Below are 13466 nucleotides of genomic sequence, written 5' to 3'. Positions count from 1 at the left end.
GCCGCGGCCGCGAGGAAGGCAGTGTTGATGTCCAGCCCGATCGCGAAGGGCAGCAGGCACTCCTCATCGCAGAGAAGCTTCGGATCGCGCACCCACTGGTAGGCCTCCTCATCGAGGAAGCCGCCGGTCCAGCCCTGTGCGACGGGGTGCTCGGTTGGGGCCTCCGGGGGTGCCGGGTCGACCGGCTGAGTGCCGAGGGAGCCGGGGTTGCGCCCGGAGACCCACTCCCCCGTGTCGTTCTGCACGGCGCGGGTCGGCGGGCGCAGCGTGGTCATCAGCTCCAGACCGGAGACGGCCGTGGAGCCGCGCGGGGTGATCACACGCTGGGCGTAGACACCCAGCACGCGGGCGAGCTCAGGCGGCGGCAGTTCGGCCGCGCCGGGCCAGGCGCGGGAGTCCAGCGCGTCCCAGGGCAGGATCGCCAACTGCACGCACTGGCGCTGACCGGCCTTCGCCGGGCGGTAGATCCGCGCCCACGGGCCGAAACCCCGCTGGGTCAGCTTCCACTTCGCCTTCGCCACCTGCTTGACCACCGGGTGGTCCTCTTCGAGGCGCAGGGAGCGGCGGGCCTCGAAGCCCTCCAGACGCTCCGGCAGCCCGAGCGCCGGGCCGTCGTTGGCCCCGTGCCGTCAATGGTTGAGTGAGAGCATGGACAGCCTCGAGATCGATGAGACCTTGGTGCGCTCCCTGGTGCGTGAGCAGCATTCGGACCTTGCAGGGTTGGACCTACGTGAGGTGGTCGGCGGTTGGGATAACCAACTGTGGTGCTTTGGAGATGAGTTGGTTGTGCGCATGCCGCGCACGGCGCGCGCGTCGTCCCTCCTGCGGAACGAGCACCGGTGGCTGCCCGCTTTGGCCCCGCGCCTTCCACTTCCGGTCCCGACCCCCGTGCGGATCGGTGAACCGTCCGCACGCTTCTCCCGGCCATGGACCATCGCGACATGGGTTCCCGGCGAACCGGCCGACCGGGCCTCAGTAACCCGCGACCAGCACGCGGCCGACAGCCTGGCAGGCTTCCTCAAGGCACTCCATCAGGTTGCGCCCGCCCAGGCACCCGCTAATCCGGACCGCGGGTCCCCCTCAAAGCGCTCACGCGCAACTTCGACAAGCTGTTCCAAGCCGCCAACGGCACCGGCAACGACGTCCGAGAGGTCTGGGACAAGGCCGTCTCGGCCCCCGAGTGGCAGGGCCCCCCGTTATGGCTCCACGGTGACCTGCATCCTGCAAATGTCGTCATCGCGGAGGGCACCATCGCGGGCGTGCTCGACTTCGGAGAACTCTGCGCCGGTGATCCAGCGACGGATCTCGCAGCCGCGTGGCTGCTCGTCCCCTCAGGCGCGGCCACACGATTCCTCAACGCGTACGCAAACACGGACGAGGCGATGATCCGGCGCGCACGAGGTTGGGCGGTCCTGCGCGCTATGAGCCTCATCAGCATCGGTCAGGCAGGAGACCTGGACCTCCCCGGCGGCAAGACGACCTGGGGACCAGCGGGCCGGTCTGCACTTGACCATGTTCTGGCATCAATCTGAAGCTTGTCCCGCACGTCACCGCCAACTGGGGGCCGGGCGTGAGTTGCGCGGCAACTCCGTGAGACCACCGCGCTCACGCCTCCGGGAGGGAGGAGTCGGATGAATCAGCGAGACGGTGTCGGTGACCAGACCCCGGCAGCGGTCCCGTCGCGGACGTGCTTCTCGTAGGCGACGACCTTGCTATGGATGACCTTCAGGTCTGCATTCAAGCCGGAGATCTTGGCTCGCACGGCCTGTTCATGCTCCCGCAGCAGCGCGAGACGTTCTGCTTCGTTGCCCGGGCCCGACCGGACGAGCCGGGCGAACTCCTTCAGCATGGCGATGGGCATGCCCGATGCGCGGAGCCGGTTGCACAGCAGAAGCCAATCCACGTCTGCGCACTCGTAAAGCCGCTGTCCGCCGCTGGAACGGGGGATCGCGCGGAGGAAGAGGCCCTCGCGTTCGAAAAACCGCAGAGCGTGCACGCTCAATCCGGTCGCTTTGGCGACCTCCCCGATCGACAGATCACCCGCATGCTTGCCCACGCCACCGACAGTACCTCGACAGCTTGACCTAGAGCGCAGTCTAGAATTTAGCGTCGCGAGCATGACGACGCAGCGACACAAGTCCGGCACCGGCTTCGGCGCCCACAGCACGGCGGACGACGTCCTCGCCGGGATCGACCTATCGCGCAACACCGCCCTGGTCACCGGCGGCTACTCCGGCCTCGGACTGGAGACCACGCTTGCCCTCATCCGGGCGGGAGCACACGTCATCGTCCCCGCACGCAGGCCCGGCGCAGCGGAAGAGGCCCTGCGGGGCGTCCCGCGGGTTGAGGTGCACGACCTCGACCTGGCGGACCTGGAGAGCGTCAGGGCGTTCTCGGCCGGCTTCCTGGACGCTGGCCGCACCCTCGATCTCATCATCAACGGCGCGGGCATCATGGCCTGTCCGGAGACACGCGTCGGCCCGGGCTGGGAGGCGCACTTCGCGGTCAATCACCTCGGCCACTTCGCTCTCATCAACCGTCTCCGCCCGGCATTGGCGGAAGGGGCACGGGTGGTTTCGGTGGCCTCGTCCGGTCACTTCCTCTCCGACGTGCGCTGGAACGACCTCCACTTCCGCGACGGCTACGACCGGTGGCTGGCCTACGCACAGTCCAAGACCGCGAACGCCCTCTTCGCCGTGCATCTCGACACGCTCGGCGCCGACAGCGGGCTGCACGCCTTCGCGGTCCACCCGGGCAGCATCCTGACCCCACTGCAGCGCCACATCCTCCGCGACGAGCAGATGGCCCAGGGCTGGATCACCCCGGACGGCACGCCGGCAGCCGGTTTCAAGACGCCGACGCAGGGCGCGGCGACGGCTGTTTGGGCGGCGACCTCACCGCTGCTCGACGGCCACGGTGGGGCGTACTGTCAGGACTGCGACATCGCCGAACCCGCCCACACCGACGACATGCTCATCGGCGGGGTCAAGCCCTGGGCCGTCGACCCCGACGCGGCATCCCGGCTCTGGCAACTCTCCAGTGAACTCACCGGCCTGGACCTGCTCACCTAAACGGCAGTCATCCCGTCAACGACTTCCAAGTCGATGCAGGCACAGTCGATCCTGCGGGGCTCGTTCGCCTATCCGGCAAGGCTGAGGTTGTGTCCTCGGGCGACGCCGCGCATGGCGTGGCGGATGCCCTCGCCCTTGAGGCGGCAGTCACGCAGGATCTTCCACTCATGCGGGCAAAGACGTGCTCGACCCGGGCCCGGACTGGGACTGTAAGACGTTCGGTGTAACTCCCGATCATGGAGGACATCGATGACCAGTGAGAACGTGACCGAGGATGAGGCCGTCGAGCCGGCAGCGGCTACCCCGCGCCGACTGAACCAATGGCTCAGGTTGACCTGTCCGTGCCCGACTGTCCCGGCCGCGCCGCCTGTTCAGCCGACGTGTGCAGAGGAGGTTTCTCCGGGGTGCGGCGTGAGGTCAGCGGGGCAGATGGTCCTCATGAAGGGAGCCTTCTGCGTCTTCTGGCACGCGCGAACGCCCGCGCCGTTGCCCTACGGCGGCGCCATGGACGGGGACGGGTCGCGCGGGCGCGGGAGGCGACGGCTCTTTCTTCGTCGCTGCCGAAGGCGAGCAGGCCCTTGCGGCTGGCGGGACCGGTCAACCCCGCTGCATCGCCCTAAGATCGTGCACCGTCAACTCGCTGGTCCCGCGATCCGCCGCGCTGCTCTGTGTCCAAGCGAGGATTGCCGGCTGCGCCTGCTCGTAAGGGACGCCGGCGGCGGTTTCCTCCCCGTTGGTGGCGGCGACCTGGGATAGATAGGCGGCGAGGGCATGCGGCCTGCCACCGTTATAGCCGATGTTGTAGCCGAGGGCGCGCTGCTGCGGCAGGAGTCCGTAAAAGTTAGGGACCGTCAGGTTGATCCAGTAGACGGCAGCGAGCTGTCCGACCCGGGCAGAGCGCACGTCCTCGCCCTCAGGGTCCCGCTTATTGAAGGCCGGGAAGCTCCACGGGTCGCGCGAGGCGATGTCCAGCACGTCGCGGAGCATCTCGCGGGCGTACTCGGGCAGGTCATCGACAGTCCGCGGCCTGCCCGGCGTCCGTTGGGGTGCGTGACGAGTGTCGGTCCACCGGGGCGGCTGCGTTGTCATGGGACGCTCGCTCCACTCCGCACTGGTCCACATCACGGGCCACGTCGCCGGAAGCGTGACCCGCTCGAAGCGGTCCGTGGACGCGCCGTGCGGATCCTGACGTGGGAGGCCCGGTGGATATCAGCACGTTCTACGCACTCTTCTCGGCCACCTGCTTCACGCTGGTCGGCCTCTGGTGGAACGTGGTGCAGGGTCACCAGGACTGGCTGCGCGATCCGGCGCTGCGCCGGATCGTCGGCGGTATCTATATCTCGTTCCTGCTCCCCGCGCTCATGGGCCTGTTCGCGCAGGTCGGCGGCACCGAGACCCCGGAGATCTGGCGGGTCAGCTTCGTGGTACTCGCGGTGATCGGCTGTGTGTCGACGATGCGTCTGACCGGGCGCAGCCGCCGGGACGGCTCGTCCGTATTCCTGACCCTGGCGCAGGCGGTGGCGGCCCTGTTCTACGCCTTGATCGCGGTGGTGGGCGCGGCGCCCGAACTCGCCGACGTCGTCGGCGTGCAGCCGATCCAGGCCGAGGCGGTTCTGCTGATCCTGCTGGTCGTCCTAGCCCACGGGCTGGTCTGGAGGTTCATGGCCGGCGAAGGCCGGCCCGCCGACGTGGAGGTGGTTGCCGCCTCTGCCCCACCACCGTGAGCAAGCCCCGCCCAGACCGCCAACTCGGTCTTCGTGTGTGCGAGCCCGCTGCACGGTGACCTCTCGAGATACCCGAGCTTTGAGCTCCCGGATAGACCGAGGCCCGTGCGGTGCGCCGGTGCCGCGAACGGCTAGTGAGGTGTCGGCCCGGCCCACGGTGGCTGAGGCCGCCAGGTGGGACAACGGCCTGTGCCGCCCGGAGGCCGCGAACTCCTCAAGCTCGCGCCGAGGAGGTCTCCGCGGCCATGCGTGCGTGCTGGCCGTACTCCGTGTCGTTCAGCACCATGGCGCGGCTGGCCGCCCCGTCCGCGAGGGTCACCACTTGCTCGGCGAGTGCGGCACGTTCGGGGCAGCCCACTCGGTCACCAGTGCGATGACCAGCCGCAGCATCAGCAGTTTCTGCTCGCGGGCGTAGACGTGGATCGGGTTCTCCGGGTCGGGGAACTCCGCTGCGGCATCGATGAACGGCCAACCTCGCCGCGCACCTTGACCTTCTCCAGCACTGCGACAAACCGGGGGCTGTCGGCAGCCTTCCCAGGGGTGAGCAGGAACGCCATCGGGCGGCAACGACGGTCCGCCGCGAGGTGGACCTTGCTGGTCAACCCGCCCGCGCGAGCGTCCGAGCGCGGCTGCTTCGAGCCGGGCGCGGTGGCGCCGCCGCAGTCGTCGGCGCTCCGCCCGGTCCGCCTCCCACGCCTGCGACTCGGCCGTACCGGGGCGGTTTGCCCGGTTTCTTTGCGCTGAATGATCAACCCGCGTCCTGACGGCGCGCCCGTGAAGCCCGGGCCCGTGGCGCCCGACATCGAGGCGTTGCTGCACATCATCGCGCAGGGCCGAGGCATGAGCTTCCTCCCCGCCGCGGCCTGCCGTCTCTACCCTCGCCCCGGCATCGCGTACATCGAGGTGACCGACGCTCCCCAGTCCACGGCGGCGCTCGCCTGGCTCCCCGGCAACCGCAACCGACCTGCCCTCGCCGCCCTGCGCGATGCGGCCCGGATCGCGCTCCGCGGACCTGCACCACGGCGCGCGACGCAATCCTGACCCGGCGCAGCCCTCCCCGCGCGACCACCTCCGCCTTCTCCGCCTCCGGTGAGGTCCGGCCGACGGCGATCCGGTCCGAGAACAGAGCGGCCGATCAGATGGCGTGATGCTGCACCCCTCGCCCTAGCGGTGGTTTGTTGACGGCGGGTGGGGGCGGTAGTAGGCCGGTCAGTAGGAGCTTTGCTCACTATTCGGGGGCTGTGATGACCAAGCGTGTGCCGTGTCCGCCCGCTCCGGGCCCCCACCGCTAGAGGTTGTCCGTAGCCAGCGTCCGGCTCTGCAGGTGACGCAGGGCGTCGTTCTGAGGGATTCCCAAGTCGTGCCGAGCCTTTTCGTGGAACGTGTTCATGAGGTCGATGAGGCCCACTACGACAGGAGTCGTCACATGCCTGCGGGTGGCGTCCAGGTGCTTCCACACAGCGCGATTGACCACGTCGGCAGCCTGCACTGCCGCTGGAGACGCCAGCAAGGCGAGTGCCTCGAACAGTACTGCTCGCTTCCGCTCCGCTTCTTCCATCGCAGCAAGGAAGTTGTGGTGCGCCTCTGAACCCTCTTCCGCCTGTCGGGAACGCTTCCCGGCTTCGATCATCTCCTTCACGCAAGAGGAGTACTCGATGTAAGTGTCGATCTTGCGCTCGTCCCAGCGTGTTTCCAGCGTGCGCCTGTGCCGGGTGCGCTCGGCCATCGTCGTCGAGAGGTATGAGGTCAGAGCACCGATGAAGACGCCGACGAGCGTCAGAACTTGACTGAGCATGGTCTCAAGCTAGTGCTGTGATCGCATAGGTTCGCCGGTTGGCGGTCGTGGCGGTTGGATGTGCGGTGACGTCCGATCCGACCGCTGGAGGCGCGGTGGCCGAGCCTGTCCGTGTGCGCAGACTGACCGACCAGGAGGGGCAGAAGCTGCAACAGATCGTGCGCCGCGGCAGCACCAACTCGGTGCGCTACCGGCGCGCGATGATGCTGCTGGCCTCGGCCGGCGGAAACCGGTGCCGGCGATCGCCCAGCTGGTGCAGGCCGACGAGGACACCGTGCGCGATGTGATCCACCGCTTCAACGAGCGGCCTGGCCTGCCTGGACCCTCGGTGGGCGGGAGGCCGTCCCCGCCTGCTCAGTCGTGACGACGAGGACTTCGTCGTCCAGACGGCCACCACCCGCCCCACCAAGCTCAGCCAGCCTTTCACCCGCTGGTCGCTGCGTAAACTCGTCGTCTACCTGCGGAAAGTCCACGGCCGGGTGATCCGCATCGGCCGCGAGGCGTTACGCGGCCTGGTCGCCCGCCGCGGTGTCACCTTCCAGCGCACCAAGACATGGAAGGAATCCCCCGACCCCGATCGTGAGGCGAAGCTGGACCGGATCGAGGAGGTCCTTGACCGCTTCGCGGACCGGGTCTTCGCCTTCGACGAGTTCGGCCCGCTCGGGATCCGGCCCACCGCGGGCTCGGGCTGGGCCGAACGGAAGTATCCCGACCGGGTGCCGGCCACCTACCACCGCACCCATGAGGTGCGCTACTTCCACGGCTGCTACTCGGTCGGCGACGACCGCCTGTGGGGTGTCAACCGGCGCAGGAAGGGCGCTGCGAATACGCTGGCCGCGCTGAAGTCGATCCGCGCCGCCCGGCCCGACGGCGCATCGATCTACGTGATCATGGACAACCTGTCCGCCCACAAGGGCGCCGACATCCGTCGCTGGGCGAGGAAGAACAAGGAGCTTCACCCCGACCTACGCCTCGTGGGCGAACCCGCTCGAGGCGCACTTCGGACCGATGAGGCAGTTCACCATCGCCAACTCGAAATATCCCAACCACATCGTGCAGACCTGGGCACTGCACGCCTACCTGCGCTGGCGCAACGCCAACGCCCGCCACCGCGACGTCCTGGCCGCCGAACGCAAGGAACGCGCCCGCATCCGCAGCGAGAAGGGCATCCGATGGGGGAGGACGCCCCCTCGCCACTGCGGCCTGAAGGACCCGGCGAACCTGTGCCGTCACAGCACTAGATCGTCCGGCAAATTGATCGTCTTGTACTCCAGGAACGAGCTGAGGCCCTCGGGCCCGAACTCGCGGCCGATCCCGGATTCCTTGTATCCGCCGAAGGGGGCGGCGAACTCGATCCGGTACCCGTTCAGCGTCAAAGTCCCCGTGCGCACTTGGCGAGCGATGCGCATGGCCCGGTCCAGGTCGTTGGTCCAGACGCTTCCCGACAGGCCGTACTTTGAGTCGTTCGCGATCCGGACCGCGTCGTTGTCGTCGTCGAACGGGATGACGACGAGCACAGGGCCGAAGATCTCCTCCTGCGCGATGCGCATGGAGCTGTCGACGTCTGCGAAGATCGTTGGTTCGACGTACCAGCCCTTCGACTGGCTCGCGGGCCGACCGCCGCCGACCGTGATCGTCGCGCCGTCCTTCCGCCCGCCGGCGATGTAGTCCTCGACCCGTCGCCGCTGGCGCTCGGCCACCAGGGGGCCGACCTCGGTCGAGGGGTCATCCGGATCGCCGACACGCAGCGCAGCAGCAGATTGCGAGATCGCCTCCACAACCTGCTGGTAGCGGCTGCGATGAGCGAGGATCCGGGTTTGTGCCAGGCAGTGCTGGCCGGACATCATGATCGCGTACGGCATGAGGGCGGGCACGACGCTGTCGATGTCGGCGTCCTCGAGGATGATGGCGGGCGACTTCCCGCCGCACTCGAGGGTGACGCGCTTGAACTGCTCGCCGCACAGCGCGCCGATCCGCCGCCCTACGGCGGAGCTGCCCGTGAAGCTGATCTTGTCAACCAGCGGGTGCCGCACGAGCGCCTCACTGTTCTCCCGGCCGGCGGGCACGATGTTGAGGACACCCGGGGGGCAGACCGGCCTCCATGGCGGCGTCGGCGAGCAGGTACGCATCCAGCGGCGTCTCCGGCGCGGGCTTCAGCACGACGGTGCAGCCGGCGATCAGGGCGGGAGCAAGATTCACCGTCGTCAGGATGAGTGGCGCATTCCACGGCACGATCTGCCCCACGACACCCACAGGCTCCCGAAGGATCCGCGCGGGACCGCTGAGACCTGCTCGATCCTGCTCGAAGGGGAACGTCGCGGCGAGTTCCCGGTAGTAGTCCAGAACCATCACGGGAACCGGTGCCTGGAGCTGGTTTGAGAAGCTGATCGGTGAGCCCATCTCTGTGGTGATGAGCTGTGCGATCTCGGGGACACGTGCGCGCAGGTACTCGCCGAACGGACCCAGCGCGTCCGCGCGCTCCTGTGGAGACATGCGGGGCCAGGGACCATCGTCGAAGGCGGCGCGCGCCGCGCGTACTGCTCGGTCGATATCGGCAGGCGTCGATGAGGGAGCAGTACCGATCCGCTCCTCCGTGACCGGAGAGGTGACCTCGATCACGTCTTCCGAGGCAGGCGCGACCATGTCCCCGCCAATGAACAGCCGATCCTGCACTCTGCGGCTGGTCATGGCCACTCCCTTCGCCGTGCTGCCGTCGGTCAGCGAGGCCGAGCCCGCCACCGAGTGATGCTGCCTCCAACCGACCACGTCCGGGCTTCCGCCGCGCACGGGCTTCCACCAGACGGAGGACCGATGCCGTGGCGACCCGCGAGCAGCAACGTCACGGCACTAGTAGCTGTCGGGCCGCCGATGGCGCGGGCGGTGGCGGACTGGGCGACCAGAAGCACGTGCAGGCGGACCTGGCGGCCCATGAACAGGATTTCGGCGAGCGCGTCGACGGCCGGGGACTCCCTGGGGTCGCCGCTCTCCCGCTTCTTCGCCCAGTAGCGCTTGAGCTGCGTCATGGTGGCGTTGACCTCTTCGAGGAGGATCACCAGCCGGGGGCCGACGCGCCACGGTTCGCGGTCGAGGACGTCGTCGCCCAGCTGCTCCGCGAGGCGGATCCGGCGACGGCGCCCGCCACGTCCTCGCCCACGGGGGTAGGGCAAAGCATCCGTCGGTTCACAGCGCCGTGAGGACGAAGGTCAGCAGTGCCAGGGACAGGGTGGCGCTGCCCGCAAAGGCCACGGCACCACGGAGCAGGGCGGTGGTGTAGGTGGCTCCGTCGATCCGAGCAAGCAGACCGGCAGCCGCTCCTACGAGCGTGCAGAAGAGTGCCACGACTGCCAGGAGCAGGACCAGGAGCATCAGGTGGGTTGGTGAGGTGTTCATGCCTTCTTCCCGGGACGATTGACGACGGTGGCCGCTGGGGAATTTCGCGGTTTTGGTGTTCACCGGGGTTCAGACCGAACAAAGATGAATGAAGACGGTCGCGGCGGGAGAGCGGAGAAGCAGGTTATGGAGGAGGGGCACGAGGATCCGTTGGCGGAACTCGCTCTGCGGCTGCGGACGCTCAGGGCGCAGCGGGGTCTGCAGATGGGTGGGCTGCAGCAGCGGACAGGGCTGGGGCGGACAACGGTCAGCCAGGCGCTGAACGGCCATAAGGTGCCCTCCGAGGACACGCTGGTGGCCTTGGCGAAGGCGCTGAGCACGGATGTGGAGCCGTTGCTGGCCTTACGCCACGCCGCCGCGCGCATCCCGCAGGTACCTGATGCCTCTCCGAGGAGAGCTGTTCGCAGGTCGGTGCGGCCGACGGTGCAGCCTTCGTTCGAGGAGCGCTACCTCAGCTACGTGGCGGAACGGTATTCTCAGCTGACCGTGGTAGGGCTGGATTTGAGTCGGCCGGAGCGTGCGTGCTGGCCGCTGGACGCGGCGTACTTGAGCTTGGAACTGGCGGAGCGGCCGGAGGGCTGGCCTGCAGGCAGCGAGGAAGCGGACCGGCCATCGGTCGTGGTGAAGCGTGCCGAGCATGCCCTGGCCGGCTGCCGACGGGTACTTCTGCGAGGGCTCGCCGGCAGCGGAAAGACAACGCTGCTGCAGTGGCTGGCTGTCGCCGCGGCGCGCGATGAACTGCCGGAGCGGTTGGCGGGTTGGCGGGGGAAGATTCCATTTGTCTTGCCGCTGCGCACGTTGGTGAGGCGTGGGCCTCTTCCGGAACCGCATGATTTCCTGTCTGCGGTCGGAGCCCCCCTGGCCGGCTCGCAACGGGAGGCCTGGGCCGATGGCGTACTCGCCAGGGGCGAGGCACTCGTCCTGGTCGACGGCATCGACGAAGTTCCCCAGGAGCATCGGGGTGCCACGCGGGACTGGCTCGAGCGACTCTTGGCGGCTTACAGGGACGCACATTTCGTGGTCACCACGCGGCCGTCCGCTGTTCCGGAAGGCTGGCTGGCTTCGTCGCGCTTCACCGAACTGTCGGTGCGGCCCATGAGTGCCACCGATACCGGAGTGTTCGTCGGCCGTTGGCATACCGCCGCCCGGCACAGTGCGACGACCGAGGCCGAACGGTCACAGTTGCGTGACCTCGAAGCAGCGCTCCAGGTGACGGTACGTGCTCAGCGTGACCTGACGCAGTTGTCCAGCACGCCCCTGATGTGTGCGCTGATCTGCGCGCTGCACCAGGACCGCCGCGGCCATCTGCCCCACAGCCGTATGGAGCTCTACGAGGCAGCGCTGTCGATGCTGCTCGTACGCCGTGACCTCGAGCGCAGCATCGACGTCCCTGAAGGTATTCAGCTCACCGAGCACCAGAGCGTCCAGCTCCTTCAGCGTCTGGCCTACTGGCTCATCCGCAACCGCCAGACCGAGATGGACCACGTCACCGCGCTGGCCCTGGTCGGCGATGCACTGCCGGCCATGCAGGCCGTGGCCGAGCAGGGCACTGCTGACCAAATCCTGACGCACCTGGTCGGCCGCAGCGGACTCCTGCGCCAGCCCACCGTGGACACCATCGACTTCGTCCACCGCACTTTCCAGGATTATCTCGGGGCCAAAGCCGCCATCGAAGCCCACGACTTTCCACTGCTGGTCAACAATGCCCACGACGACCAGTGGGAGGACGTCGTACGCATGGCCGTCGCCCACGCCAGGCCGACTGAAAGCGCTGATCTGCTCCGCCGCCTCGTCGAACGCGGTGATGCTGAGAGCGAGCACAGGAGCAGACTCCACCTCCTGGCGGCCGCCAGCCTGCAGTACGCCACCGAAATCGAGCCCAACGCTCGCAGGCTCGTCGAGCAGCGTGCGCGTGTCCTGATGCCTCCCCGCTCCCACGAGGAAGCGGAGGAACTTGCCGCACTCGGGCCAGGCATCCTGGATCTGCTGCCGGGGCCCCAAGGCCTGGAAAACGATGAAGTGGGCCCCGTCGTCAAAACAGCCACCGCCATCGGCGGCGACCATGCCTACGCCTTCCTCCACCGCTTCATACAGTCCCTGCCTCCTGACTCAGCACCCTACGAACGAATCGAGGGCTGGGAGCACTTCGAAGCTGACCAATACGCCCAAGACATCCTGCTTTCCTTCCAGGATCGGGACCGTCTGTCTTTGGAGGTACGCACCCATGATCAGCGCAACGCACTGCGGCTCCTGAAACCCATCACCAACATCGCGTATCGGGAAGCATTCACCGAAGGCGAGATCATCGAGCACCTCTCGCCCGAACACACCCAAAGACTGCAGATCTACTCCGGCCAACTGCTCACAGACTTGAAATTCGTCCGCAAATTCACCGGCCTGAAAGAACTCACCCTCTCCGAGTGCACCCAACTCACACACATGGAAGATCTTGCGGGACTCCCGCTACCCGACTTGAGCCTCCTTCACATGCCGGGCGAATTCTCCTTCGACGCACTGGATTCCCTGTCCGAACTCACCGATCTTTCCATCTACACGCGCCTGCCCTGGGAGAGCCTGGCGGAACTGCCGGCACCCGGAGGCCTGACCTCCTTGGCCCTGGGCGGCTGGATCGGCACAGCTCTTGCCGGTGTCTCCAAGTGGGAGCATCTGCAAGACCTGACGATCAACACCGCACCTGACAACGGAGAGTGGCAAGAAATTGCCGCACTCCCCAATTTGACAGAACTGTGCATATCGGATTACGACCTCAACCACGCCGTTCCCATGCACAGCGTTACCTACCTCCGGCTTCTGCCCGACTCAGACCCACAACTTGACCTGATCCCCAACATTTTCCCCAACCTCGAACGTATCTTCATCAACTGCCGAGGGGTGCAACCTGACACCGCTGACATCACCCCCCTGAGCCGGATCGAGGGACTCCAGGTCTCCGTCAGCTACGCGAGCAACGTCACCGGCCTCGAAGGATTCACCCCGGACGCAGTCGGACTGTATCCACGACCGCGAACAGCAAGCACCTGAGCCGCCCTCCCCTCGAGCCAGGTACCCCACAGCACACCCCACCCTCCGCCCATGTCGCCGCGGCCAGAACACACGTCACTCACACTCCACCGCCTAGACGAGTCATTCCGATGTGATCAGTGGTCGTAAGCGATCAAGGACCGCGTGACGGGCTGGCCGGTCTTGTGGTTGTGCCAGATCGCGGCGGCCATCCCGAGGATGCGCTGGGCGACGCGGACGGCGACACCTTCGAAGGTCCGGCCACCGTGCTGTTCCAGGTCGAGCTGGCCCTTGAGGGTGTCGTTGACCGACTCGATCAGCTGCCGCACCGACTTCAGGAGGCTCTCGCCCTTGCGCTTCTTCTCGCGTTTGAACGTCGGTCGCAGCAACTCCGCGCCCCGGAAAGCCAGATCGGCCTCGAACTCCTTGGAGGCGAAGCCCTTGTCCGAGATCACCAGCAGCCCT

Annotated in this window: 10 protein-coding genes and 6 pseudogenes; 6 read left to right on the top strand and 10 right to left on the bottom strand. The window is 67.4% G+C overall.

The annotated features are described in order from the left end of the window. Window positions 1–602, bottom strand: a pseudogene (locus ACTWQE_RS31605) (telomere-associated protein Tap); the annotation flags it as partial. A 46-nt stretch (window positions 603–648) separates the two neighbouring features. Here ACTWQE_RS31605 and ACTWQE_RS31600 point away from each other — a divergent pair. Beyond that, window positions 649–1532 (top strand): annotated as a pseudogene (locus tag ACTWQE_RS31600) (aminoglycoside phosphotransferase family protein). 104 nt (window positions 1533–1636) lie between these two features. On the opposite strand, the gene ACTWQE_RS31595 reads toward ACTWQE_RS31600, so the two are convergent. After that, window positions 1637–2056 (bottom strand): MerR family transcriptional regulator, encoded by a 420-nt coding sequence (locus ACTWQE_RS31595; protein WP_443332518.1) that lies wholly within the window; start codon window positions 2054–2056, stop codon window positions 1637–1639. Window positions 2057–2117: 61 nt separating this feature from the next. Between ACTWQE_RS31595 and ACTWQE_RS31590 the strand changes: the two genes are divergently transcribed. Further along, a complete protein-coding gene (locus ACTWQE_RS31590; protein WP_443332517.1) occupies window positions 2118–3071 on the top strand; it encodes an SDR family NAD(P)-dependent oxidoreductase in 954 nt (317 codons plus the stop codon). Window positions 3072–3139: 68 nt separating this feature from the next. On the opposite strand, the pseudogene ACTWQE_RS31585 reads toward ACTWQE_RS31590, so the two are convergent. Together ACTWQE_RS31585 and ACTWQE_RS31580 are read right to left on the bottom strand one after the other, a co-directional pair. Continuing rightward, a pseudogene (locus tag ACTWQE_RS31585) lies at window positions 3140–3273 on the bottom strand (IS5/IS1182 family transposase); the annotation flags it as partial. 395 nt (window positions 3274–3668) lie between these two features. Next, window positions 3669–4160 (bottom strand): hypothetical protein, encoded by a 492-nt coding sequence (locus ACTWQE_RS31580; protein WP_443332516.1) that lies wholly within the window; start codon window positions 4158–4160, stop codon window positions 3669–3671. 113 nt (window positions 4161–4273) lie between these two features. On the opposite strand from ACTWQE_RS31580, the gene ACTWQE_RS31575 reads away from it, so the two are divergent. Next, window positions 4274–4795, top strand: coding sequence for a hypothetical protein (locus ACTWQE_RS31575; protein ID WP_443332515.1), 522 nt, complete (start codon window positions 4274–4276; stop codon window positions 4793–4795). A gap of 214 nt (window positions 4796–5009) precedes the next feature. On the opposite strand, the gene ACTWQE_RS31570 is transcribed toward ACTWQE_RS31575, so the two are convergent. Next, window positions 5010–5153 carry a hypothetical protein gene (locus ACTWQE_RS31570; protein WP_443332514.1) on the bottom strand — a complete coding sequence of 48 codons (144 nt, stop codon included), beginning with the start codon at window positions 5151–5153 and terminating at the stop codon, window positions 5010–5012. Window positions 5154–5539: 386 nt separating this feature from the next. On the opposite strand from ACTWQE_RS31570, the gene ACTWQE_RS31565 reads away from it, so the two are divergent. Beyond that, window positions 5540–5836, top strand: a complete 297-nt coding sequence (locus ACTWQE_RS31565; RefSeq protein ID WP_443332513.1) for a LysR substrate-binding domain-containing protein — start codon at window positions 5540–5542, stop codon at window positions 5834–5836. A 247-nt stretch (window positions 5837–6083) separates the two neighbouring features. Here the strand turns inward: ACTWQE_RS31565 and ACTWQE_RS31560 are convergent, their stop codons facing one another. Continuing rightward, complete coding sequence (locus tag ACTWQE_RS31560; protein ID WP_443332512.1) at window positions 6084–6590, bottom strand: hypothetical protein; 507 nt, start codon at window positions 6588–6590, stop codon at window positions 6084–6086. A 95-nt stretch (window positions 6591–6685) separates the two neighbouring features. Between ACTWQE_RS31560 and ACTWQE_RS31555 the strand changes: the two are divergent. Further along, window positions 6686–7797: pseudogene (locus ACTWQE_RS31555) on the top strand (IS630 family transposase). A gap of 22 nt (window positions 7798–7819) precedes the next feature. On the opposite strand, the pseudogene ACTWQE_RS31550 reads toward ACTWQE_RS31555, so the two are convergent. The 3 genes and pseudogenes from ACTWQE_RS31550 to ACTWQE_RS31540 all read right to left on the bottom strand — a co-directional run bounded on the left by ACTWQE_RS31550 (window position 7820) and on the right by ACTWQE_RS31540 (window position 9980). Next, window positions 7820–9278 (bottom strand): annotated as a pseudogene (locus ACTWQE_RS31550) (aldehyde dehydrogenase). Window positions 9279–9307: 29 nt separating this feature from the next. Next, window positions 9308–9757 (bottom strand): hypothetical protein, encoded by a 450-nt coding sequence (locus ACTWQE_RS31545; RefSeq protein WP_443332511.1) that lies wholly within the window; start codon window positions 9755–9757, stop codon window positions 9308–9310. A gap of 13 nt (window positions 9758–9770) precedes the next feature. After that, complete coding sequence (locus ACTWQE_RS31540) at window positions 9771–9980, bottom strand: hypothetical protein (RefSeq protein WP_443332510.1); 210 nt, start codon at window positions 9978–9980, stop codon at window positions 9771–9773. A 126-nt stretch (window positions 9981–10106) separates the two neighbouring features. Here ACTWQE_RS31540 and ACTWQE_RS31535 point away from each other — a divergent pair, with 126 nt between their 5' ends. Beyond that, window positions 10107–13022 carry an NACHT domain-containing protein gene (locus tag ACTWQE_RS31535; RefSeq protein WP_443332509.1) on the top strand — a complete coding sequence of 972 codons (2916 nt, stop codon included), beginning with the start codon at window positions 10107–10109 and terminating at the stop codon, window positions 13020–13022. Window positions 13023–13138: 116 nt separating this feature from the next. On the opposite strand, the pseudogene ACTWQE_RS31530 reads toward ACTWQE_RS31535, so the two are convergent. Continuing rightward, a pseudogene (locus ACTWQE_RS31530) lies at window positions 13139–13466 on the bottom strand (IS982 family transposase); the annotation flags it as partial.

The organism is Streptomyces sp. 8N706 (assembly GCF_052245415.1).
Classification (GTDB): Bacteria; Actinomycetota; Actinomycetes; order Streptomycetales; family Streptomycetaceae; genus Streptomyces.
This window is presented reverse-complemented; position numbering and strand designations above follow the sequence as displayed.